The 25589-nt window shown below is 73.6% G+C and carries 6 protein-coding genes; all 6 read right to left on the bottom strand.

Annotation, left to right across the window (positions count from 1 at the left end; translation table 11 throughout):
- Positions 1–18: 18 nt before the first annotated feature.
- The 6 genes from fabD to ABT324_RS17160 all read right to left on the bottom strand — a co-directional run bounded on the left by fabD (position 19) and on the right by ABT324_RS17160 (position 25585).
- Positions 19–3255: an ACP S-malonyltransferase gene (fabD, locus tag ABT324_RS17185; RefSeq protein ID WP_351177814.1), complete on the bottom strand. Its 3237-nt coding sequence runs from the start codon at positions 3253–3255 to the stop codon at positions 19–21.
- A gap of 23 nt (positions 3256–3278) precedes the next feature.
- Positions 3279–4292 carry a methyltransferase gene (locus tag ABT324_RS17180; RefSeq protein ID WP_351177811.1) on the bottom strand — a complete coding sequence of 338 codons (1014 nt, stop codon included), beginning with the start codon at positions 4290–4292 and terminating at the stop codon, positions 3279–3281.
- Between the two features lie 74 nt (positions 4293–4366).
- Positions 4367–7444 carry a non-ribosomal peptide synthetase gene (locus ABT324_RS17175; protein ID WP_351177808.1) on the bottom strand — a complete coding sequence of 1026 codons (3078 nt, stop codon included), beginning with the start codon at positions 7442–7444 and terminating at the stop codon, positions 4367–4369.
- Entirely contained in the window at positions 7444–8271 is an 828-nt protein-coding gene (locus ABT324_RS17170) for a hypothetical protein (protein WP_351177805.1), read from the bottom strand. Before ABT324_RS17170 ends, ABT324_RS17175 begins: the two co-directional genes overlap by 1 nt.
- A gap of 214 nt (positions 8272–8485) precedes the next feature.
- Entirely contained in the window at positions 8486–18007 is a 9522-nt protein-coding gene (locus ABT324_RS17165) for a type I polyketide synthase (RefSeq protein WP_351177802.1), read from the bottom strand.
- 12 nt (positions 18008–18019) lie between these two features.
- Positions 18020–25585, bottom strand: coding sequence for an SDR family NAD(P)-dependent oxidoreductase (locus tag ABT324_RS17160; RefSeq protein ID WP_351177799.1), 7566 nt, complete (start codon positions 25583–25585; stop codon positions 18020–18022).
- Between the last annotated feature and the right edge of the window lie 4 nt (positions 25586–25589).

The raw sequence follows: 25589 nt of genomic DNA, 5'->3' as shown, positions 1-25589 counted from the left end.
TGGTTCGGTCCACTTCGGTCAGGACCGGGCCGTGCCGCGGCCGACGACCTCGGCCGCACCGGCCATGATCCGGCGGGCCACCTCGTCGACGTCCCTGCCGCGCCACGGTTCGAGGTCGGTGCCGCGCAACCACTGGTTGCAGGCCCCCAGCGCCGGGCCGCAGCACACCTGGAAGTCCACCTCACGGCTGGACTCACCGGTGAGCGCGAACGACAGCGCGCGCTCGCAGTACCAGCGGAACACCAACGCCATCCTGCGCTTGGGGTCGGGTTCGGGAGCGCCGAGCGGGTCCCGGCCGCGGACTTCCCGGTACACCTCCTCGAAGGTGGCGTGCAGGTACTTCTGCTCCACCTGCTCGCGGACCGCGACCGGCACCTGCTGCCAGTCGTCGTGGTTGCGCCACAGGTCGTAGAGCTTGTTCGCGCGGGCGTGGAAGAGCACGCCCTTCTTCAGCACCCGGGCCCGGCCACCGAGCTCGAAGAGGTCGCCGAACGGCGCGTAGGTGGTGTCGTGGACGTCCAGCCCCTGCAGCAGGTCCTTGACGCGGTCGCTGATCGCGCTCTGCCGGGTGGCCAGGTTCACCGAACCGGTCAGCACGAAGTCGGCGCCCAACACGAAGGCCGCCGCCGCCGCTTCCGGCGTGCCGATGCCACCCCCGGCGCCCACCCGCACCCGGGGGCCCGGACCGCGACCGGCGATCTCGTCCCGCAGCCGCAGCACCGACGGCAGCAGCGCGGGCAGCACCCCCATGTCGGTGTACCCGCCCGAGTCGCCCACCGCGCAGACGTCGCTGGCCACCGGCAGGACGCGGGCGGCGTCCGCCTCCTCCCGCGTGATCGCCCCGTCGGCCAGCAGTCGGGCGACGAGGTCCGCGGGCGGTGGTTCGAGGAACACCCGGGTGATGTCCGGTCGGGTCACCTTGGCCAGCAGGTTCCGGGGCGCGACCACCGTGCCGTCGGGGCGCACCCGGCTGCCGCGCAGCCGGTAGCGGACCAGCGCCGAGGTGACCTGCACGTACCCGGAGACCTCCAGGTTCGTCACCTCCGCGCTGAGCAGCGCGTCGACCAGCTCGTCCTCCGCGTGCCCGGCGAACGGGTCGTAGCTGAGGTTGACGCCGAAGGGCTCACCGCCGCGCAGCAGGTCCCGGGTCGTCTTCACGGCGGCGGCGACCTCGTCGACCGGCAGCCCGCTGGTGCCCAGGAAGGCCAGGAACCCAGCGCGCGCCATCCGCACCACCAGGTCCGGCGACGAGATCCCCCGGTGCATGCCACCGGCGACGTAGGCATGGCCGACCCCGTAGGCCTGCCGGAACTCCGCGGAACCGAGCGACTCCGCGGCGGGCACCGGCGAATCCCGCACGACCGGGGCAGCGGTGGCGGTCGGCGGAGTGTCCCCGGTGTCCACGTGGTCGGCGGGCGGCAGCGGTTCGGCCTGGATCTTGGCGACCAGCTTCGTCAGCACCGTTCCCGGGCCGAGTTCCCGGACGTCGAGCTCCCCCTGCGCCATCACGTAGCGCACGCTGTCGGTCCACCGCACCGGGCTGGCGATCTGCTGGCGCAGCTTGGCCGCGACGTCGCCGACGCCGTAGGGCCGGGCGTCGACGTTGGCGATGACCGGCACCTTCGGTGCGGCGAACGCGAACTCGTCGAGGAAGCGCCCGAACTCCGCCGCGGCCGCCGCCATGTAGCGGCTGTGGAAGGGGGCGCTCACGTTCAGCGGCACGCAACGGGCGCCCACCTCGGCGAACAGCGGCCGGGCCCGGTCGACGGCGTCCTTCGGACCGGCGATGACTGTCTGCGTCGGGGTGTTGATGTTGGCCACGTCGATGGTGTCCAGGCCGTGCCGGCCCAGCACCTCGCGCACCGCGTCGACATCGCAGCCCGACACCGCGGCCATCGTGCCGCCGCTGGCCCGGCTCATCAGCTCACCGCGCCTGCGCACCAGGCGCAGCCCGGTGTCGAAGTCGAACACCCCGGCGGCGAACAGCGCGTTGAACTCGCCGAGGCTGTGACCGAGCACGTAGTCGGGCAGCCGCCCGCCCTCCTGCAGCGCGGCCAGGTGCGCCAACGCGTTCACCACGAACAGCGCGGGCTGGGTGTACTCGGTCTGCTTGAGCTGCCGGTCCGGGTCCTCCAGGCACAGCGTGCGGATCGAGTACCCGAGGATCTCGTCCGCCCGCGCGGTGAGCTCGGGGAACCGGTCGAAGAGCTCCCGGCCCATCCCCTTGAACTGCGACCCCTGCCCGGGGAACACGTGGACGCTGAGCTTGCGCGTGTCCATTCGCCTCGTTTCGGTCGTCGGTGGTCTGGTCGTGCCGGTGCTCGCCAGCGCCTTGTCCAGCAAGGTGCCGTCCTTGGCGAACGGCGACAGCAGCGGCAGCGCCGCGCCCGCGGGCAGCCGCGACCTGATCAGGTTCGCCATCGAGCCGGACGGCCCGAGGTCCAGGAACCGGTACCCGCCCTCGCGCAGCAGCTGCTCCACCGGGCGGTCCAGGTGGAACGGATCGCGCAGCACCCGCCACAGGTGGTCGGCGTCCGGCCGGTGCACGTCCTGGCCGCTGGTCGCCGACAGCAGGCGGGTGCGGTGCGCACGGGGCGCCAGCCGGGACACCGCCGCCTTGAACTCCGCCTCGGCCGGGTCGATGTGCGCGGAGTGGAAGGCGAAGGGCACCGGCAGGCGCTGGTGCAGCACCCCCTCGCCGTCCAGGTGCGCGGCCATCCGGTCCAGGTCGTCGGGGAACCCGGCGACCACGAAGTTGGACGCGGAGTTGACCGCCGCGAGCTCCCCTCGCCGGTGCAGCACCGGGTCGGTGTGGAACAGCTCGGGGTCGGCGAGCACCGCCAGCATCCCGCCCGGCGGGCAGACCCGCTGGAACAGGTCGACCTGGCGCAGCAGCAGCGCCAGGCAGTCGGCGGGGTCGACCGCGCCCGCGACCGCGGACGCGACGACCTCGCCGAGGCTGGCTCCCAGCACCACGTCGGGTTCGACGCCCCGCGCGGCCAGCGTCCGCGACAGCGCGTACTGGACCATGAACAGCGCGGGCTGGCTGTGGCGGAAGTCCTCGAACGGGTCGTGCAACCGGTGCTCCGGGTGGTAGACGTGCGCCACCACGGAGTCACCGCGTTCCCGCTGGACCACCGCGTCGAGGTCGTCGAGCACGCCGCGGAAGACCTCGTCGTGCTCGTAGAGCCAGCGGCCCATCTGGTGGTACTGCGACCCCTGCCCGGAGAACAGGAAGACCAGCTGAGATGTCATCGGCTTGGTGCCCGCCCTCGTCCTCAGGCCGGGCGGACGGCGCAGTCCAGGACGGTGTGCCCGGTGGCCAGGCGCACCGTCGAGACCACGTCGAAGCCAGCCGTGCCGAGCACCTGCCGCATGCCGTCCTCGTCCAGGCCGTCCATGCCCTCGTCGCAGATCAACATCTGGAACAGCGCCCGCCAGCCGTCCTGGTCGCTCTCCACCAGCGGTTCGATCACCAGCAGCCGCGGCTGCCCGCCGGACTCCGCCGTGCGGCGCATCGCGTCGGCGACCGTGGACAGGATGCGCACCCGGTTCTCGACGGTCCAGTCGTGCAGGACGTTCTTGAGCAGGTAGCGGTCGCCGCCGACCGGGACGCTCGCGAAGAAGTCCGACGGCTCGAAGGACAGCCGCTCCGCCAGGTCCGCGTCGCCGGAGTCGGCCAGCTCGGCCGCTCCGCGCTCGCACACGCTGGCCCGGTCGGCCACCACCCCGCGCAGCTCGCGCTGCGCACCGAGGATGCCCTTGAGCATCGCGCCCGCGCCACCACCGACGTCCACGACCCGGTCGAGCCCGGTGAAGTCGTGGTGGCGCACCAGCTCGGCCGCGACCGGGCGGGCCAGGTCGACCATGGCCCGGTCGAACAGGTCCGCGGTGTCGGCGTCCTTCTCCAGGTACTCGTAGAGCGGCAGGCCGAAGACCTGCTCGAAGCCGGATTCGCCGGTGCGCACCGTGTGCAGCAGGCCACCCCAGGCGTCGTCGTAGGTCTCGGCGGAGAGGATGAAGAAGTGCCGCAACGTCTGCGGGTGGTCGGACCGCAGCTGGGCGAAGGCCTCGTTGAGGGTGAAGTCGCCGTTGTCGTCGCGCAGGACGACGCCGGGCACGGTGAGCACCTGCATCAGCCGCCGCACCACCTCCGGGCGGGTGCCGGTGCGTTCGGCGATCTCGTCGCTGGACAGGTGTTCACCGGCCAGCAGGTCCGGGATGCCGAGCCGGGCGGCCACCGCGGCCGATCGGGCGAACCAGCCGCTGACGGCGAGTTTGAGGATGTCCACGTGGTTGCTCGCTTCCTGTGTTCGGGACCTGTCGGCGAACCCGCCACTGGGGACGGGTTCGCCGCGGGTGTTCGCTAGAGCTGCTGGCCGGTCTCGGCCGCGAGGGCGCGGATCCGGCTGGCCAGGCTGGTCGGGGTCGGGTTCTCGAAGACGTCGGCGAGCTTGATCCGGACACCAGTGCTGTTCTTGACCTCCTGGGCCAGCGTGGCACCGAGCAGCGAGTGGCCGCCGCTGGCGAAGAAGTGGCTGCTCGCGTCGAGGTCGTCGCGTTCGAGCAGGCGGCACCAGAACTCGACCAGCTGCTTGACCACCTGGTCACCGATGTCGGCCGCGGGCCGGTCGCTGGTGTCTGTCGCGCGCTCCGCGGCGATCCGGGCGAGCGCGCGGTAGTCCACCTTGTCGCTGCCGGTCTTGGGGAAGTCCTCGACCGGGATGAACCGGTGCGGCACGACGGAGCGGGGCAGCAGGCCGTGCACGTGGTCCCACAACTCCCCCACCACCTCCGGCCGCCGCGGCACCGACACGAACGCCACCAGCACGCCGTCGGCACTGGGGTCGCCGACCACCACGACCGCCGCCGCGTCGACCTCGGGGTGGCCGAGCAGCACGGCTTCGACCTCGCCCAGCTCGATCCGGTTCCCGCGCAGCTTCACCTGCCGGTCCCGGCGGCCCAGCAGGTCCAGCCGACCGTCGGGCAGCCAGCGCGCGAGGTCGCCCGACCGGTAGAAGCGGCCGTGCTCGGGGTGCTCGCCGAACTGCGCTGCGGTCAGCTCCGGCCGGTCGTGGTAGCCGGAGCCAACGCCGATCCCGGCCACGCACAGCTCGCCGCGCACGCCGATCGGCAGTTCCTCGCCGTGCGGGCCAGCGATGAACACGCGGGTGTTGGCCACCGGGCCGCCCACGTCCACCCGCTCGACCGGCTCGCCGATCTCACCGGCGGTCGCCCAGATCGTGCTCTCCGTCGGGCCGTAGACGTTCCACAACCGGCAACCGGTGGCGACCAGCCGCGCGGCCAGCTCCGGGGTCAGCGGCTCGCCACCGCTGAGCACGCTCAGCCCGGCCAGCTCACCGGCCACCTGGTCGACCACCAGCCGCCAGGTCGTCGGCGTGGCCTGCAGGAAGCTGATGTCGTTGTCCCGCAGCAGCGCCAGCATCGCCTCGCCGTCCGAGCGCGCCTCGTCCGGGGCCACCAGCACCTGGCCGCCGGAGATCAGCGGCATGAACAGCTCGATGCCGGAGGTGTCGAAGCTGAACGTGCTCAGCCACGCGGTGGCACCGGTCGCGCGCGCGACGCCGAACCGGTCGGCGTAGTCGGTGATCACGTTGGCGAGGCTGCGGTGCCGGATCGGGATGCCCTTGGGGCGACCGGTGGATCCCGAGGTGTAGATCAGGTAGGCGGCGCTGTCCGGGTCGATGGCCGGAACCACCGGATCGGTGGTCGGTGCTGCGCCGTCGACGTCCACCGGGGGCAGCAGCGCGCACCCCTCCGGTGCCTCGGCACCGGCGCCCGCCACCAGCGTCTTGGCACCGGAGTCGGCCAGCTGGTAGCTGATCCGCTGCGCCGGGTGGTTCGGTTCCAGCGGCAGGTAGGCGGCGCCGGCCAGCCAGGCACCGAGCGCGGCGGCCGCCAGCTCGGGACCGCGGTTCAGCAGCAGGGCAACGACGTCGCCTGGTCGCACCCCCGCCGCCACCAGGCGGTCGCGGGTCACCTCCGCCGCGCCCCACAAGCTGCCGTAGCTGGTGGTGCGGTCGCCGTGCCGGACGGCCGGGGCCTCCGGCGCGGACCGGACCTGCCGGGCGACCGCCGCGAGCACGGTGTCCGGCTCGACCGGCCGCTCGGTGGCGTTCGCCGCGGCGATCACCTCGCGGTCGCGCTCGCTCCACACCGGGATCTCGCCGACCGGGCGGTCCAGGTCCCGCCCCACCTCGACCAGCAGCGCGTCGTAGCGCGCCAGCAGCAGCTCCACGTCCTGCCGGTCGAGGACACCGGTGTAGAACACCGCGCGGACGCGCAGCTGCTCCGGCGCGGAGGTGATGAAGAACTCCAGGTCGAACTGGCTGGAACCGTTCTCCACGGTCAGCAGCTCGGCCCGCTTGCCGTCGAGGGTGAACTCCGCCCCGCTGCCGTCCACCGGCACGTAGTTAAACACGTGCCGGAACAGCACGTTGCGCCACGAGGCGTTCGACCGGGGCACGACCTCCAGCAGCTCGTCGGCGGCGCAGTCGGCGTGGGCCATGGCCTCCAGGAACATCCGGCGGGTGTCGGCGGTGAGTTCCCGGAAGCCCCGTGCGCGGTCGACGAGCACGCGCAGCGCGACAAGGTTGTTGTGGTCGCCGATGGCCTGCGCGGCCTCCTTCGTCCGCACGTTGACCGGCGAACCGATGACCAGGTCCGGCCCGGCGCCGTGCGCGGCCAGCAGCAGGTAGTAGGCGGCCAGCAGCACCACCGACTCCGGTGCCCGCAGCTCCCGCTGCAACCGCTTGACCACCTCGCGGGCGGCCCCGGACAGCGGCCGGGTCACCTCGTCACCAGTCAGCGACGCCTGCCCGGAATCGGGTTTCTCGCAAAGCAGTTCCAGCGCGTCGGAGTCGAACCCGCTGATCTTCTGCTCCCAGAACCGGCGGCTGGCCGCGCGCGGCTCCGGTTCCCGCCAGGCCGGGACCTCGGCCAGTTCGCCGGCGCTCAGCGCGCGCCCGGAAGCCAGCGCGTCGTAGCAGGACACGAACGCGTCCCGCAGCAGCGCGGTGGAGCGGACATCGGAGATGGCGTGGTGGATCGCGATGCAGCAGACGTCACCCCCGGCGTCCGGCAGGTGCAGCACCCGCAGCAGCGGCCTCCCGTCCCGGTGGAAGGGGCGCGCGACGAAGGCCGCCAGCCGCTCCTGGACAGGTCCGGTCCCACCGTCCTGCTCGACGTCGACCCGCACCCGGTCGGCGGGCAGCACCTCGCGGTGCACCACGCCGTCGGTCTCGTGGAAGACCGTGCGCAGCACCTCGTAGCGGCGCAGCAGGCGCGCGACCACGTCTCGGAGGACCGGTGGGCGCAGCTGCCCGTCGACGCGGAAGGCCAGCGAGAGGTTGTTCACCCCGCTGCCGGGGACGAGGTCCTCCAGCAGCCAGAGGGTCTTCTCCTTCCTGGTGGCTTCGGGCATCACTTCTCCAGGATCCGGGTCAGCGCCTCGGCCACGGCCGCGGTGCGCAGCAGGTCCCGGTGCTCGACGTCGAAGGTCAGCTCGTGGGCGACCGCGCCCTCGCCCACCTCGCCGGAGGCGCGCATCCGGTTGAGCCCGCTGCTGGGGCTGGTCGAGCTGAGCGCGGTGCCGCGTGCCCAGCCCGGCCGGGGGTCGAGCTGGGAGGCCACGCTGAGGTAGGTCATGAACGAGCCGACCAGCTCGATCAGCTCCTCGCCGAACTCCTCCTCCAGGCCAGCTCGGGTGAACGCCTGCTGGGCCAGTGGCCGGAACCTGGTGAACAGGTCCGCGGTGAAGGCACGCGTTCCGGCGCCCTCCCGCGCGGCGAGCTGGGCCGCGTCCTGCTCGACCTGCTTGACCTCGTCCTCGTTGAGGACCGCGGCCATGTTGCCCATCACCCGGCCGAACTGCAGGTGCGCGGTGACCACCGTGATCAGCTCGGGGTCGAGCACGACCACCTCGGGCGCGGGCTGCTGCCAGGCCGCGATCTCCTCCGCCAGCGCGGCGGCGAACACCGAGCCCGCGCAGTAGCCGAGCACGGCGCGCACCCGGCGACCGCTGTCGGCCACCTCGCTCAGCCACGGCTTGAGGTAGTCGGCCGGGGTGATGTCGGTGTCCGGCATGACGGTGGGCGGCACGGTCTGCCACAGCGCGACGTCGGCACCCCACTGCTGGACCAGTTCGGGGAAGCCGCCCTCGTTGCGCCCGGTCACCGGGAAGTCCGCCGCGAGCACCACATCCGGCGAGTTCGTCTCGTGGACGACGTTCCACAAGCGGGGGTTGACCATCGGGTTCTCTCTCCTGGGTTGTGCGATTGGGCCGTGCCGGGACCGTCGAGCGCCGCTCGACGACGCCGGGTGGGCAGCACCGCGGCGTTGTCATGCCACAGTGGACTGCCCGTGGAACACGCGGGACCTGCCCGCAGCTTACCGCGTGACCGACGCCGGAATCCCCTGAATTTTCCCGGGAATTCCAGCGCGTCCGCGCGGGGTCTCACCTCCGTCATCCGGTGCGCAACGCCACCTCCTCGGCCAACGAGGCGCAGACCTCGGCCGCCAGCGCCTCCGGTGTCGGGCACTCGTAGAGCACGTCGGCAGGCAGTTCCAGACCGGTGAACTCGTTGAGCCCGTTGCGCAGTTCGAGCGCGGTGACCGAGGAAAGACCGAGGTCGAGCAGTTCCGCGTCGGCGGGTACGTCCGCAGCCGAGGAGTGCCCGAGCACTGCCGCGGAGAGGTTGCGGATCCCTTCGAGCAGGACTCCCGGCCACTCCTCCACGGCCATCCCGGACAACCGCGCGCGCAGCGCTGCGGCCGGATCACCGGCTTCCCCTTCGATGGTCGATTGTTCCGCTACCTGAACACTCCAGTCCTCAGTGGACAGAACGGTTGCCGCAGCACCGCCGCCGATGATCTGGGGCAGGACCCGGACCGCTGCGCCAGGTCGGATCTCCGCCAACGACACGGAATTCCCGGACAGCCCGTCGGCCTTCCGCCGGGCGGCCACGGCGTCGGCCACTGCTGCGGCGATCGCGTTCGCGTACCGCCCGCTCGCACCGGGGACAGCCGCCGGCGAGAGCACGACGTAGTCATTCCCCGTCCGCTCGTGCAGTTCGCGCAGCGGTTCGACCAGCGACCGCACCGCCTTGCCAGCCTGCTCCGGGTCGACGTCGGAGATCTCCTCCGCCGGGAGTTCCGGAACCGCGTGGATCACCACATCGGGTTCGAGTTCCACGAGCAGGTCGGTCAGTGGTTCCGCGCGCACCTCCACGCCCGGCGCGGCGACCGGATCGGACGCGGCGACCACGACGCGCCGCGCACCACCGCGCACCGCCCACCGGGCGAATTCCCTCGACACGGGCCCGAATTCCCCGGCGAGCAGCACCGTTCCGGTTGGCTCCCACGGGTCGGATCCGGTGTCCTGGGTGGGCACCAACCGGTGAGCGAAGACGCCGGAGTCCCGGATCGCCATCTCGGCACCGGCGTTGGCGGACAGGACTTGGCACAGCCACGCGCGGGCCTGCTCACCGGGCTCCTGGGGCAGGTCGACCAGTCCTCCCCAGCGGTCAGCCAGTTCCAGCGCGGCGGCGCGTCCCAGCCCCCACAGCGGCGCCTGCGTCCACGGATCCGGTTCGTCGGTCTCCACCACGGCCACGGCTCCTGCCGTCACGCACCACAGCCGCCCCTCGAAGTCCAGGTCGGCCAGCGCCTGCAGCAGCGCCGTCGTGGTGACCACCGGCTCACGCCCGCCTGCGAGCAGGGACAGCACCCCGCGCACCGGTTCCCGCTCGGCGGTCAGTTCGCGGATGCGCTGCGCGAGCCCGGTGCGGTCCTCGTCCTCGGCGGCGGTGAGCGTGATGACCGCCGCGCCGTGGCGGGCGAGCGCGCCGATGACCGGGTCGACCTGCGCACCAGGAGCGCTGCCGGGCACCACGACCAACCACGTCCCGGACAGGGCGGCTGGTTCGTCCGCGGGCACCGGCTGCCACTCGACGTGCAGCGGCAGGACGTCGGCCTCGCGCTGCCCACCGTTGCGCCGCCAGGAAGCCAGTGCCGCGAGCACCTCGCCGACCGGTTCGTCACCTCGGAGGTCGAGGGTCTGGCTCAGCTCCTCGAAGTCCTCCTGCTCGACGGCCGCCCAGAAGCGCGCCTCGACCGGGTCCGCGGCGCGTGCCCGCTGCGGCGCCTCCGGCCAGTAGCGCTGGCGCTGGAACGCGTACGTGGGCAGGTCCGCGGTGGTGACCGCGCGACCGGCGAACACCGCCGACCAGTCGAGCGCCACCCCATGCACGTGCGCTCGCGCGAGCGCCTCGGTCAGCGCCGCCACTTCGGCCCGGTCCCGGCGCATCGCGGCCACCGCGAGCACGGGGCCCTCCGAACACGCCTCGGCCAGCGGGGCGAGCACCGCGTCCGGTCCCAGTTCGAGGAACGCCGTGACGCCCTGGTCGCGGAGGCTGCGCACTGCCGCGTCGAACCGCACGGTCTCCCTGGCGTGGCGCACCCAGTGCTCCGGCGAGGTGAGTTCGCCGGGCGCGACGAGCTCGCCGGTCAGCGTCGAAGCGATCGGGATCTCCGGTTCCCGGAACGACAGCTGCGCCACGACCTCGCGGAACTCCGCCAGCATCTCCTCCACCAACGGCGAGTGGAACGCGTGGCTCACCCGCAGCGGCTTGGTGCGGTGGCCTGCGGAACCGAGGGCTTCGGCGACCTCTGCGACGGCGTCGGCGGCACCGGAGACGACCACCGCGCGCGGGCCGTTCACCGCCGCGAGGCCCAGCCGGTCCTCGCGCCCGGCCAGCAGCGGCAGCACCTCGTCCTCGGCCGCGCGCACCGACAGCATCGCACCGCCCTCGGGCAGTTGCTGCATCAGGCGGCCCCGCGCGGCCACCAGCCGGGCCGCGTCCTCCAGCGACAGCACCCCGGCCACGTGCGCGGCGGTCACCTCGCCGATCGAGTGCCCAGCGAGGTGGTCCGGCCGCACCCCCCAGGACTCCACCAGCCGAAACAGCGCCACTTCCAGGGCGAACAGCGCCGCCTGGGTCGCCGCGGTGCGGTCGAGGGTGGCCTGGTCGCCGAAGACGACCTCGCGCAGCGGGCGGTCGAAGTGCTCGTCCAGCTTCGCGCACACCGCGTCGAAGGCCTCGGCGAAGACCGGGAACTGCTCGTGCAGCTCGCGTCCCATGCCCACCCGCTGGCTGCCCTGCCCGGTGAACAGGAAGGCGACCTTGTCACCGCCCGGGACGCCGGTGCACACCAGCGGGTCGAACGCACCGGTGGCCAGCGCGTCCAGCCCCCGCAACGCTTCCGCCCGGTCGCTCGCCACCAGCGCGGCGCGGTGCCTGAAGTGCGCGCGACCAGTCGCCAGCGCAGCCGCGACCTCGGCGAGATTGGGCTCGTCACTGGCGTCCAGCCAGGTCCGCAGCGCCGTCGCCTGGCCGCGCAGCGCCTCTGCGCTCTTGGCCGAGAGCAGCAGCGGCGCCGCGGGCGGGGCCGGTAGCTCCTCGGGCTCGGGTGGCTGTTCGAGGATCACGTGGGCGTTCGTCCCGCTGATACCGAACGACGAAACGCCCGCCCGGCGCGGCCTCCCCGCATCCGGCCACGGGGTGGTCCCGGTGAGCAGCTGCACCGCGCCCTCCGACCAGTCGACGTGGCTGGACGGCCGGTCCACGTGCAGGATCCTCGGCAGCAGCCCGTGGCGCATCGCCAGCACCACCTTGATCACCCCGGCCACCCCGGCGGCGGCCTGGGTGTGCCCGATGTTGGACTTGACCGAACCGACCAGCAGCGGCCGGTCCGCGGGCCGGTCCTGCCCGTAGGTGGCCAGCAGCGCCTGCGCCTCGATCGGATCGCCCAGCTCGGTCCCGGTCCCGTGCGCCTCGACCACGTCGACGTCACCGGGGTTCAACCGCGCTGCCGCCAGGGCCCGGCGGATCACCCGCTGCTGGGACGGGCCGTTCGGGGCGGTGAGGCCGTTGGAGGCCCCGTCCTGGTTGGTCGCCGAGCCGCGCAGGACGGCCAGCACCCGGTGCCCGTGGCGCCGCGCGTCGGACAGCCGTTCCAGCACCACCATCCCCACGCCCTCGGACATGCTGGTGCCGTCGGCGGCGTCGGCGAACGGCTTGCAGCGGCCGTCGCGCGCCAAGCCGCGCTGGCGGCTGAAGTCGACGAAGACCGCCGGGGTGGACAGCACCGTCACGCCTCCGGCCAGCGCCAGCGAGCACTCCCCGGCGCGCAGCGCCTGCGCCGCCAGGTGCAGGCTGACCAGCGAGGAGGAGCACGCCGTGTCCACTGTGACCGCCGGGCCCTCCAAGCCGAACCAGTAGGCGAGGCGACCGGAGGCCACGCTGCCCGAGTTCCCGGTCCCGGCGAATGCTTCCGCGTCGGCGGGCAGCTCACCCAGCCGCGTGCTGTAGTCCTGGTACATCACGCCGACGAACACCCCGGCTTGGCTGCCGCGCACCGCCGCCGGATCGATGCCGCCGTTCTCGAAGGCCTCCCACGAGGTCTCCAGCAGCAGCCGCTGCTGCGGGTCCATCGCGAGCGCCTCGCGCGGGGAGATCCCGAAGAAGGCGGGGTCGAAGTCGGCGACGTCGCGCAGGAACCCGCCTTCGCGGACGTAGCTGGTCCCGGGCTGGTCGGGGTCGACGTGGTACAGCGCGTCGAGGTCCCAGCCCCGGTCGTCGGGGAACGCCGAGATCGCGTCGCCACCGGAGACCACCAGGTCCCACAACTGCTCGGGGCTGGCCACGTCACCGGGGTAGCGGCAGCTCATCCCGACAATGACGACCGGGTCGTCGTCCGCGGCGGTGAGCACCGCCGGGGAGGCGGGCGCCCCGGTGGCTCCGGTCAGCTTCTCGCCCAGGGCGCGGGCCAGCGCGGTGGGCGTCGGGTGGTCGAACGCCAGGGTGGCGGGCAGCCGGAGCCCGGTCGCCGCGTTCAACCTGTTACGCAGCTCGACCGCGGTCAGCGAACCGAATCCGAGGTCCTTGAACGCCCGGTCGCTGTCGACGGCGGCACCGGAGGCGTGGCCGAGCACCGCCGCCACGTGCCCACGCACCAGTTCCAGCAGCAGCTGGTGCCGGTCGGCCTCAGGCAGCCCGGCCAGCCGCTCCTGAAGCGCGGACGTTCCCGCCGGTGCGGCACCGGCCGCCCGTCGCGCCGGGACGCGCACCAGGCCGCGCAGGATCGGCGGCAACATGCCCTCGGCGGCCTGCGCCCGCAGCGCCGCGTGATCCAGTCGCACCGGGACCAGCGCGGGCGCGCCGGTGGCACCGGCGGCGTCGAGGAGCGCGAGCGAGTCCGATGTGGACAACGCCGCGATGCCGGAGCGGTTCAGCCGCGCCCGGTCGGCCTCGTCGAGACCGGCGGTGAGCCCGCTGTCCTGCTGCCAGCGGCCCCAGGCCAGCGACAGCGCCGGGAGCCCGGCGGCGCAGCGGTGCCGGGCCAGTGCGTCCAGGAACGCGTTGGCGGCGGCGTAGTTGCCCTGCCCCGGTCCCCCGAGCACCCCGGCCGCGGAGGAGAACAGCACGAACGCCGTCAGGTCCAGCTCCGCGGTCAGCTCGTGCAGGTTGACCGCGGCGTCGACCTTGGGGCGCAGCACGGCGTCGAGCTGCTCCGGGGTGAGTGTCTCGACGAGCGCGTCGTCGAGCACACCTGCGGTGTGCACGACGCCAGTCAGCGGCGCGGATCCGGGGATCGCGGCCAGCAGCTCGCGCAGGGCCTCGCGATCAGCGGCGTCGCAGGCCTCGATCCGCACGGAGGCGCCGAGTTCGACCAGCTCCGCCCGGAGTTCCGCAGCCCCTTCGGCGTCCTGCCCGCGGCGGCTGGTCAACAACAGGTGCCGGACACCGTGCTCGACGACCAGGTGGCGGGCGACGAGGCCGCCCAGGGTGCCGGTCGCCCCGGTGATGAGCACCGTTCCCCCGGCCTCCCAGACCGGTGCGCTCCCCTCGGCGGACCGCGCGCGGGCCAGCCGGGGGACGTGCAGCTGCCCGTCGCGCAGCGCGACCTGCGGTTCCGCGGTGTTGAGGGCGCTGAGCAGGTTCTTCGGGTCCGTGCCGGGTTCGGCGTCGAGCAGGACCAGCCGACCGGGGTGTTCGGACTGCGCGGACTGCAGCAGTCCCCGGACCGCCGACCCGACCACCATCTCCGCACCGGCAGCACTGGTGATCAGGGCCAGGCGGGCGGCGTTGAACCGCTCCTCGGCGAGCCACTGCTGGACCACCGCCAGCGCCTCCGCGACAGCGGTGCGGGTGGCTGCCGCGATGTCGTCGCCGCAGTCGAGCGAGAACGGCATGAGGACGAGGTCCGCGACGTCAGGTGCTCCGGCCAGGGCCGCGAGGTCCGGGTAGAACTCGGCCTGCAACGCGGTGCTCAGCTCCTGGCTGCCGACCACCGCCAGGGATTCCGCAGTCCTGGCACCCATGGGCGCCGGGGTCCAGTCGACGGTGAACAGCGCGTCGTTCTCGGCCGAAGACGGCAACGTCACCACGTCCAATGGCCTGAGCAGCAGCGATTCGGCAGTGGCGACCGGTTCGCCGTTGCTGTCGGCGATGTCCACGCGCACTGCGTCGTTGCCGAGCGGAGCGAGCCGCACCCGCACGTCGGTGGCACCCACCGCGTGCAGTTCGACGCCGCTCCAGGCGAACGGCAACCACGGCCGCACGAGCCCCTGCTGGTCGTCCTCGTGGAAGGTGCCGAGCCCGAGCGGGTGCAGCGCGGCGTCCAGTAGAGCGGGGTGCAGCCCGAACCCGTCGTCCGGCGGCGCGGAGACCTCGGCGAACAGCTCCTCGCGGCGCCGCCACGCGGCGCGCACGCCGCGGAACGCCGGTCCGTAGGACAGCCCTGCCGCCGACATCCGACCGTAGATCTCCTCGACCGCGACAGCTTCGGCACCGGTCGGTGGCCACGTCCGCTCGGGGAACGCCTGCGGCGCGGAACCGGTGCCCAGCACACCGGTGGCGTTGCGGACCCATGGGTTCTCGCCGTCCGGACCGTCCGGCTGCGAGTGGAGGCTCAGCGGACGGCAGCCCTGCTCATCCGGTGCTCCAACGGAGATCTGCAGCCGCACCCCGCCCTGCTCCGGCAGGACCAGGGGCGCTTCGATGGTCAGCTCCACCACCCGGGCGCAACCGACCTCGTCCCCGGCGCGGCACGCGAGCTCGACGTAGGCGGTGCCGGGCAGCACCACGCGGCCGCCGACCGCGTGGTCGGCCAGCCAGGGCTGGTTTCGCGTGGACACCCGGCCGGTCAGCAGCACGCCATCCTCGGCGGCGACCGCCACCACACCACCGACCAGCGGGTGCCGTGCCGCGCGCAGCCCCAGACCGGCCGCGTCCGCGCCGTCCTCGACCCGCCAGAACCGCTGGTGCTGGAACGGGTAGGTGGGCAGGTCCACGCGGCGGGCCCCCGGGAAGGTGGTGGCCCAGTCCGGCGAGGTACCGGTGACGTGCAGCCGGGACAGCGAGGTCAGGAAGGCGGCCATGCCGCCCTCGTCGCGCCGTAGCGAACCGACCACCACCGCGTCGCGGTCCGCGGCGTCGATGGTGTCCTGGGTGCCGATCGCGAGCACCGGGTGCGGGCTGATCTCGACGAAGGCGGTGCTGCCCCGCTCCAGCAGGGCGTCGATCGAGGCGGCGAAGTGCACCGCCTGGCGGAGATTGCGGTACCAGTACTCGGCGTCCATGGCGGTGGTGTCGATCCAGTCGCCATCCACTGTGGAGTGCAGCGGGATCTCGGCGGTGCGCGGGCGGATCCCGGACAGCGCCGCGAGCAGCCGGGGGCGGATCCGCTCCACGTGGGCGGAGTGCGAGGCGTAGTCCACCTCGATCCGGCGGACCCGGAGCTCCTCGGCCTCGCACTCGGCGAACAGCTCCTCGAGCGCGTCGACGTCACCGGAGACCACGACCGAGGTGGGCCCGTTCACGGCGGCCACCGACAGCTGGTCCGGCCACCGGGTGAGCCGCTGCTGGACCTCCGCCAGCGGCAGCGGCACGGAGATCATCCCGCCCTGGCCGCTGAGCTCCAGCAGCGCCTGGCTGCGCAGGGCCACCACGCGCGCGGCGTCGGGCAGCGACAGCGCTCCGGCCACGCAGGCCGCGGCGATCTCGCCCTGGCTGTGCCCGACCACGGCCGATGGCCGGATTCCGTGGTGCTGCCACAGCGCGGCCAGCGACACCATCACCGCGAACAGCGCGGGCTGCACCACGTCGACCCGCTCCAGCGCGGGAGCGTCCGGATCGCCGCGCAGCACCGCGGTCAACGACCAGTCCACGAACGGGTCGAGCGCGCGCTCGCACTCGGCGATCCGCTCGGCGAACACCGGTGCGGTGCCCAGCAGTTCGACGGCCATCCCGGCCCACTGCGAACCCTGGCCGGGGAACAGGAACACCGGGTCGGCACCCGGTCCGGCGGGGCGCTCGGCCTCCACCACCGCGGGCGACGGCGCCCCAGCGGCCAGCGCCGCGAGCCCGTCCCGGAGCTCTTCCCGGTCGGCGGCCACCACGACCGCGCGGTGCGGGAACGACGACCGGGTGGTGACCAGCGAGTACCCGACGTCGGCGGGCCGCAGGTCGGCGTCGGCTCCCACCGCGGCCGCCAACCGGGCCGCCTGCTCGCGCAACGCCTGCGGTGTCCGGGCGGACAGCGCGACCGGCACCGGGCCCGACTGCGGCTGGCCGATGACGCGCTCGGCGGCGGGCGGTTCCTCCAGGACCACGTGCGCGTTGGTTCCGCTCAACCCGAAGGAGGACACCGCGCCGCGGCGCGCGCGCTCGGCCGGTGGCCACTCGACCGCCTCGGTGAGCAGGCGGACCTCACCGGACCCCCAGTCGACGTGCGGTGTCGGCTCCTCGGCGTGCAGGGTGCGCGGCAGCAGGCCGTGCCGCATCGCCTGGACCAGCTTGATGATGCCCGCGACCCCGGCGGCGGCCTGGGTGTGGCCGATGTTGGACTTGATCGACCCCAGCCACAGCGGGGACGTCGAGCGGTCCTGCCCGTAGGTGGCCAGCAGTGCCTGCGCCTCGATCGGATCGCCCAGCGGGGTGCCCGTCCCGTGGGCCTCGACCACGTCGACCTCGGCAGGGGACAGCCCCGCGTCGAGCAGGGCCTCCCGGATCACGCGCTGCTGCGCGGGGCCGTTGGGTGCGGTCAGGCCGTTGCTGGCACCGTCCTGGTTGACCGCGCTGCCGCGGACCACGGCCAGCACCGGGTGCCCGTTGTGCTGGGCGTCCGAGAGCCGTTCGACCAGCAGCACGCCGATCCCCTCGGACCACCCGGTGCCGTCGGCCCCGGCGGCGAAGGACTTGCAGCGCCCGTCCGGGGCGAGGCCGCCCTGCTTGCTGAAGTCGACGAACGCGCGGGGCGTGGCCATCACCGCGGCACCACCGGCCAGCGCCAGCGAGCACTCGCCCCGGCGCAGCGCCTGCACGGCCAGGTGCAGCGCGACCAGAGAGGAGGAGCACGCGGTGTCCAGCGAGACGGCCGGTCCCTCCAGCCCGAGGGCGTAGGCAACCCGGCCGGAGACCACGCTGCCAACGCCGTAGCTGCCCGGGTAGTCGTGGTACATCACGCCGCTGAACACGCCGGTGCGGCTGCCGCGCAGCGATCCGGGTTCGATCCCGGCCCGCTCGATGGCTTCCCAGGAGGTTTCCAGGAACAGCCGCTGCTGCGGGTCGGTGGCGACCGCCTCGCGCGGCGAGATCGAGAAGAACTCGGCGTCGAAACCCGCCGCGTCGGGCAGGAACCCGCCCTCGGTGGTGCTGGCGGAACCGGGGTGGTCGGGGTCCTGCAACGCCGCCAGGTCCCAGCCCCGGTCGTCGGGGAAGGCGGTGATCGCGTCGGTGCCGCCGGCGACCAGCTCCCACAGCTCGTCGGGCGTGGTGACCCCGCCCGGGTAGCGGCAGCCCATGCCGATGATCGCGATCGGCTCCCGCGCCCGGTCCTCGACCTCGCGCAACTGCGCTCGGGTGTTCTCCAGCGCGGTGGTGACCCGGCGCAGGTAGTCGCGGAGCTTTTCCTCGTCAGCCATGTCGTGTCCTCGTCAGGGGAGCTTGAGCTCGTCGTCGATGAAGGCGAAGATCTCGTCGTCGCTGGCAGCGGCGAACCGCGCGGCGGGCGCTGGTTCGCCACCGACCGCGCCGAGCAGCTCGGCGAGGCGCGCCGCCAGCCCGGAGCCGTCGACCTCCGCGGGTGGGAGCTGCGCGATGGCGCGCTCGATGCGGTCCAGCTCGTCGAGCACCCGCCGCACCGGCCCGGCTCCAGTGGTGCTGCCGAACTGCTCCCCGAGGTGGTCGGCCAGTTCGGCGGGTGTCGGGTAGTCGAAGACCAGCGTCGCGGGCAGGCGGCGGCCGGTCGCGGTGTCCAGCCGGTTGCGGAACTCGATGGCGCTCAGCGAGTCGAATCCCAGCTCCTGGAAGGCGCGATCGGGCTCCACCGCCTCCGGGCCGGGGTACCCGAGCACCGCAGCGGCTTCCGAGCGCACGAGCTCGGAGAGCACGGCCGCCCGCTCCGGCTGGTCCAGCCCGGCGAGCCGCTGCTCCAGCGGACTGCCCTCGGCCGGGCCGCTGACCAGACCGCGCAGCATGGGGTGCGCCGCGGGCCCCGACTGGGCCCGCAGCGCCGCCACGTCCAGCCGCACCGGCACCAGTTCCGGGTCGTCGCCGCTGAGCGCGACGTCGAGCAGGGCCAGCGCGTCCGGTGTGGGCAGTGCGGCGACACCCGAGCGGTCCAGCCGCTGGCGGTCGCGTTCGCCGAGCGCACCGGCCATGCCAGTGGCTTCCGCCCAGCGGCCCCAGGCGAGCGAGACCGCCGGGAGACCGCTGGCGCGCCGGTGCCTGGCCAGCGCGTCCAGGAACGCGTTGGCCGCCGCGTAGTTGGCCTGCCCTGGCCCACCGAGCACCCCGGCGACCGACGAGAACAGCACGAAGGCCGTGAGGTCGGCGTCCGCGGTCAGCTCGTGCAGGTGCCACGCCGCGTCCACCTTCGGCCGCAGCACGGTGTCGAGCTGCTCGGGCGTGAGCGTGCCGATGACGCCGTCGTCGATCGCGCCAGCCGCGTGCACGACCGCGGTCAGCGGGTGGGCCTCGGGGATCAGGGCGAGGGCCCCGGCCAGGGCGGTGCGGTCGGAGGCGTCGCAGGCGACCGTCCGGACCGTCGCGCCCAGCTCCGCCAGCTGCGCTTCCAGCTCAGCCGCGCCGGGCGCGTCCGGGCCCCGGCGGCTGAGCAGGAGCAGGTGGCCGACGCCGTGCTCGGCCACCAGGTGCCGGGCCACCACCCCGCCGAGTGCGCCACCGGCCCCCGTCACCAGCACGGTCCCCTCCGCCGGGAGGCACTTTTCCGGGGCGGTGGCCGGAGCCCGCACCACCCGGGGCACGCGCACCTCACCGGCCCGGACCACGAACTGCGGCTCCTCGGTGGCCAGCGCACCGACCAGCGCGGGTGCCGACGCCTGGTCGTCGACGTCGGCGAGCACGAACCGCCCCGGGTGCTCGGACTGCGCCGACCGGACCAGGCCCCACAGCGGCGCCCGGCTCAGCGAACCGGGCTCGCCGTCGAGCACACCGCTGGTCACCAGCACCAGGCGGGCACCGGTGAAGCGGTGGTCGGCGAGCCAGGACTGGAGCAGTTCTAGCCCGCCCCCGGCTGCCGAGCGCGCACCGGCCACCGGATCACCCAGGTCAGGAGCCCACGAGGCGAACACCAGCGGCGGAACCTCGTCCGCTCCGGCCAGCGAAGCGAGGTCCGGGTGGTGCACCGCGGGAACCCCAGCGGCGCGCAGGGCTTCCCCGATCTCCAGCCCGTCCGGGCCGAGCACTGCGCAGCGCTGGTGCGGGGCCTGCCCGGGGGCCCGCAGGGGTTCCCAGTCGACCCGGAACAGCGCATCGGCACCTCGCACCGCCACCGGAGCAGGGCGCAGGACCAGCGACTCCACCGCGGCCACCGGGTTCCCGTGGCCGTCGGCGAGCTGGAGCGAGACCGCACCGGACCCCGCGGGCGAGACCTTCACCCGCAGCACCGGGTCACCGCTGGCGCGCACCGAGACCCCGCGCCAGGCGAACGGCAGCTGCGCGGTGCCGAGTTCCGGCAGGAACGCACCGAGCGGGATCGCGTGCAGCGCGGCGTCGAGCAGCGCCGGGTGCAAGCGGTACCCCGTGGGGTCCACGTCGTCGGGGAGGGCGGCCTCGGCGTAGATGTCGTCACCGTGCCGCCATGCCGCGCGCAGGCCGCGGAACGCCGGGCCGTACTCCGCCCCCACCTCGGCCAGGCTCTCGTGCAGATCCGCGACGTCGATCGGCTCGACGCCATCCGGCAACCACTCGCCGAAGTGCACCGAGCGCGCCGCTGCCGGGGTCAGCACGCCGGTGGCGTGCCGCAGCCACGGCTCGTCCTGGTCCTCGGACCGCGAGTGGACCGTGACCGGCCGGTTGCCCGCCGCATCCGGCGCACCGACCCGGACCCGGAGCTCAGCCGCGACGTCGGCCCGCAGGACCAACGGCGCTTCCAGCGTCAGCTCCTCGACCTCGGCGCACCCGGCATGCGCGCCCGCCTGTGCGGCCAGCTCGACGAAGGCGGTGCCCGGGAGCAGCGCGGAACCGGCCATGACGTGGTCCGCCAGCCACGGCTGCGCCTGCACCGACACGTGCGCGGTGAACAGGGTTCCGTCCGGGTCGTCGATCGCGGTGCCCAGCAGCGGGTGCCGGAGCGGGCTCGACCCGCTGGGGGGCGTGGGGCCCTCCGCCGACAGCTGGGGGGCGCTGATCCAGCACCGCGTCCGCTCGAACGGGTACCCCGGCAGGGCCAACCGCTGCGGTCGGGAACCGGTGGACAGCCGGGCGAAGTCGACGTCGGCGCCCGCGGCCCAGACCCGGGCGAGCTCCGCGAGCTCCAGCCGTTCCGGTTCCCGGACCGGGGCTGGCACCTCCCGCCCGCGGCGACCGCGCCAGATGTGGTCGGCGCTGTCCCGCCCGGCCAGGTGGCCGGTCAGCAGCTCGTGCAGCTGGCCGACCGAGGAGGCCACGACGGCCAGGCGCTCGTCCATGGCCTCCCGCCCGACCTGCAGCGTGTAGGCCAGCGCCCGCGCGTCCAGCGTCGACGCGCCGACCGGGCCGACGACCGGGCGCAGCCGATCGGCCAGCGCGGCCAGGGTCACCTCACCATCCACTGCGGACGGTGGGAACTCCATCGCGAAGGTCTCCGCGATCCGCTGCGCGAACAGCGCCAGGGACGGGTAGTCCAGCCCCAGCTCGCCGAGCGGGTCCGCCAGGTTCACCGCCGTGCGGACGCCGAGCAGGTCGCGCAGCAGGGCTGCCAGGCGTTCGTCGAGGTCGTCCGCGAGGTGCGAGGCCAGGAAGTCGGTGTGGCGCCGCACCAGCTCCGCCAGCCGCTGCTCGTTCTTCGCCGAGAACACGTACAGCTGCGGCGAATCCGGGACCGCGGGTGCCGCCGGAGCCAGGTACTCCTCCAGGATCAGGTGGGCGTTGGCGCCACCGGCGCCGAACGAGCTGATCCCGGCGCGCAGCGGCAGTTCGGCACCGGTCGCGGGGTCGCGGCGCGGAACCCAGTCGGCGTACTCGCGTTGCACGCTGAACGAGGACCGCTGCCAGTCCACCGCCGGGTTCAGCGGGTCGGCGTGCAGCGACGGGACCAGCTTGCGCTCCCGCAGCTGCAGCACCACCTTGCTCACCGCCGCGATCCCGGCCGCCGACTCCAGGTGACCGATGTTGGACTTGACCGAACCGATGGCGCAGGTCGCCTCCTCGGCCCCGGCCAGGCGCGCGAACGCCGCCTGCAGGCCGGAGACCTCGATCGGGTCGCCCAGCGAGGTACCGGTGCCGTGCGCCTCGACGTACCCGATGCCCGCCGGGTCCACGGCACCGCTGCGGCAGGCGTCGACGATCAGCCGGGCCTGCGACTCCGGGTTGGGCACCGAGAACCCGGCGGTCCGGCCACCGTGGTTGAGCGCCCGGCCGCGCACCACCGCGTGGACGTGGTCGCCGTCGCGGACCGCGTCGCGTAGCGGGCGCAGCAGCACAGCCCCGACGCCCTCGCCGGGCACGTAGCCGTCGCCGCCCGCGCCGAAGCTGCGGCACCGCCCGTCGGAGGACAGGAAGGACGACTGGCTCAGCAGGAGGTACTTGTTGGGGTGCACGGTCAGGTTGACCCCGCCCGCGATCGCGGCCTCGCACTCGCCGCGCAGGATGCTCTCGCAGGCCTGGTGGATCGCGGTCAGCGAGGACGAGCACATGGTGTCGAGCGCGATGCTCGGCCCGTGCAGGTCGAAGAAGTAGGACACCCGGTTGGCGATGGCCGCGTTGAACGAGGACGGCACCGGCCCGGCGGGTTCGGCGGGCCCCCGCACGCCGAAGAGCTGGTACTGGTTGTACATCACGCCGACGTAGACCCCGACCGACCGGCCCTGCCAGTTCGACGGCGCGTGCCCGGCGTCCTCGAAGGTGTGCCACACCGTCTGCAGGAACAGCCGTTCCTGCGGATCGCTGGCCGCCGCCTCCTTCGGGGAGATGTGGAAGAACAGCGGGTCGAACTCGTCGACACCGGTCAGGAAACCGCCCCACCTGCTGTAGGTGCGGCCGGGCCGACCCTTCTCGGCGGCGAACAGCGCGTCGTGGTCCCACCGGTCGGCCGGGACCTCGGTGATGCAGTCGCGCCCGGTGCGCAGGTTCTGCCAGAACTCGTCGAGGTTGTCCGCCAGCGGGTACCGGCCGCTGATGCCGACGATCGCGATCAGGTCCTCCTCCGGCGGCCGCACCGGTACCACCTCCGCCGGGGTGGCTTCCCGGTGCTGCACCGGTGCGACTTCGACCTGGTCCGCCTCCGGACCGGTGTCGAGCAGGTCCAGCGCAGCGTCGCGGTCACCGACGAGCGCGAGCACGTGGGGTTCCCCGGTGGCGAGCGCGTCCAGCAGGACGGAGAAGCCGGTTTCGTCCTCCATCGGCTGCAGGCCCGTTGCCCGCAGGGCGTCGAGGGCCGCGGGGTGCAGCTGCATCCCGCCGTTGCGCCACGCCGGCCACCCGATCGCCACGGTGCGGCCGTGCCGCTCGCCGTCGGCTACGAGCCGAGCCCGGTGCGCGGCGAAGCGGTCCAGCAGGGCGTTGGCGCAGGCGTAGTCCGCCTGCCCGATGTTCCCCCAGGTCCCGGCCGTGGACGAGCAGAGCACGAAGAAGTCCAGGGGCTCGTCGCGCAAGGCTTCGTCGAGGTTCAGGCAACCGGCGGCCTTCGGCGCGAGCACGGCATCGGCATCGGCCGCGCTCTTGCCCACCAGCAGGCCGTCGCGCAGCACCCCGGCGGCGTGGATCACGCCGTGCACCGCACCGAAGCGCCGCCTGGCCGCAGCGACCAGGTCGCGCACCTCGCTGCGCTGCGAAACGTCAGCGACCACGTGCTCGACTTCGGCGCCCAGCGCGGTGAGCCCGGCGATCCGCCGCTGGGTGTGCGCGTCCGGCAGCGACCGCCCGCACAGCACCAACCTGGCTTGGACGCGTTCCGCGAGGCTGCGGGCGAAGACCAGGCCAACCCCACTGAGACCACCGGTGATCAGGTAGACGCCCCGCTCCCGGAGTTCCACCCCGGACGACGGTGCCGCCACCGGCCGGTGGCGGCGCACGGTGCGCGTACCGCCTTGGTAGCGCACCTCGGGGCTCTCGTCACCGAACTCCGCCAGCGCCAGGCCCAGATCGGGGTTCGCAGTGCCTTCCTGCAGCAGCAGCTTCGCCCGGATCCCCGGGTGCTCCGCGCGCAGCGTGCGGAACATCCCGCTCAGCGCGGTCAACGGGGAGAAGCCGGGTTCGGCCACGCAGTACACGAGCTGGAGCTCGGTGCGGCCAGCCCGCCGCAGCAGCGCGGCGGTGAAGCTGAGCAGCGCGTGGAACTCCCGGCGCAACGCCTCGTGGTCACCACCGGTCGAGGATGGCAACCAGAGCACCCGCTGCGGTAACTGCCCGCGGTCGTCCAGGCGGCGCACCAGCTCGCTCCAGTCGGCCACCGACGCCACATCGACGCGGAACTCGTCCCGGTCGGCCTCCGCGAACTCGGCCCCGGTGGCGACGCGGATCGCGCCGCTGTCCCGCAGCGCACCGGAGCGACCGGCCGGGTCGACCACCAGCAGCGGGCCTGCGGGCCCGGTCGCGGGCCGCGCCGCCGGTTCCCACACCGTCCGCGCGAGCACGACGTCCTGCGGCGCGGGGTCACCGGCACCCGGCGCGGGCGCGGTGCCCAAGCCTTCGGCCCGCAGGTGCCCGGCCAGGGCGTTGATGGTGTTGTGCTCGAACAGCAGCGTCGGGGAGAAGTCCCGGTCGAAGGTGCGCTCCAGCTCCCGGGCGATGCTGAGCAGGCCCGTGGAGTCCAGGCCCAGGTCGTAGAACCCGAGGTCGCGATCGGGCGAGTCCGCTCCGCCGCGCGCGGCGACCAGCCCGTCCAGGTATTGCTCCAGCTCGAAGCTCCGCTCCCCGCCACCCGGTGCCCGCACGCCGTGCTCGTGCCGCAGGTGGGTGGCCAGCGCGGTGACCGTGTTGTGCTCGAACAGCAGCGTGGGGTACAGCTCCAGGCCCAGGTCGGCTTCCAGCTGGCGGACGACGTGCAGCAGGGCGGCCGAATCCAGGCCCAGCTCGTAGAAGCCGCGGTCGAGGTCGACCTCCGCCGGGCTGACCGCCAGCTGGTCGGCGAGCAGCCCGCGCAGCCACCCCACCAGGTCGCCACCGGTGTCGGCGCTGCGGTTGCTGTCCGAAGTGGACTTCTGGGTGCCCAGCGCGGTGATCGACACCGCCTCGCGCACCCGCTTCGACGCCAGTCCGCGGATCCACATCCGGCGTCGTCCGTCGGGGCCGTAGAAGTCGAGGTCGCAGGCGGTGACGTCCGCGTTCGGACCGGCCGGGCGCGGTGCGCGCGCGTGCACCAGGCTGTCCGGCCCGGTGGGGTGGGCGGCGCGGAAGGACTCGATGGACAGCGGGATGTAGGGCTTGCTGGTGTCCGGCGCCGCCCCGGCGAACGCGACGGACAGCAGCGTCGAGGCGTCCAGTCCCGCTGGGTGCAGCCGGAAGTAGTCGACGTACTCGCGCGCGGGTCCGCTCAGGGCGAGCTCGGCGAGCAGTTCCTCGTCGGAGACGTGCAGCGTCCCCGAACTGCGCATGAACTCGCCGTGCACGATCCCGGTCCGGCGCACCACCTCGTACACGTCGGCCATGTCGACCGCGCGGACCGCCCTGCGCCGCAACGCGTCGAGGTCCAGCGAGGACTCGGGGAAGGCGGCGCCGAGCAGCAGCTCGCACTCCAGCACCTGCTCGGCTGCGCCCCGGGTGCCGCCGTGCGGCAGCGGGGAGGCGTGCACGGTGATCCGGTGGCGGTCGGCCTCGGCGGTGAACCGCAGCTCGAGCTCGGTGTCCGCCTCCGCGCTGGTGGTCACCGGCCGCAGGAACAGGACACGCCGCAGCTCGGCGGTCGCGGTGTCCACGCCCTTGGCCGCCAGGACGCGGTAGATCAGGTCCAGGAAGGACACCCCGGGCAGGATGTTCGTCCCGTGCACCGCGTGGTCGCGCAGCACCGGGTCGGCATCCCGCACCAGGACGGTGCACTGCAACCCATCCAAGACGTTCATGTTC

Origin of the sequence: Saccharopolyspora sp. NPDC000359 (assembly GCF_040300525.1) — a bacterium.
GTDB lineage: Bacteria > Actinomycetota > Actinomycetes > Mycobacteriales > Pseudonocardiaceae > Saccharopolyspora.
Note: the sequence above shows the minus strand (reverse complement) of the source record. Positions and strands in the feature narration are given on the sequence as shown.

Bases quoted from the DNA above. Each gene is read 5' to 3' on its own strand.
- ABT324_RS17165 (WP_351177802.1), bottom strand. From the start codon at position 18,007: ATGGCTGACGAGGAAAAGCTCCGCGACTACCTGCGCCGGGTCACCACC.
- ABT324_RS17170 (WP_351177805.1), bottom strand. From the start codon at position 8,271: ATGGTCAACCCCCGCTTGTGGAACGTCGTCCACGAGACGAACTCGCCG.
- fabD (WP_351177814.1), bottom strand. From the start codon at position 3,255: ATGACATCTCAGCTGGTCTTCCTGTTCTCCGGGCAGGGGTCGCAGTAC.
- ABT324_RS17175 (WP_351177808.1), bottom strand. From the start codon at position 7,444: ATGCCCGAAGCCACCAGGAAGGAGAAGACCCTCTGGCTGCTGGAGGAC.
- ABT324_RS17160 (WP_351177799.1), bottom strand. From the start codon at position 25,585: ATGAACGTCTTGGATGGGTTGCAGTGCACCGTCCTGGTGCGGGATGCC.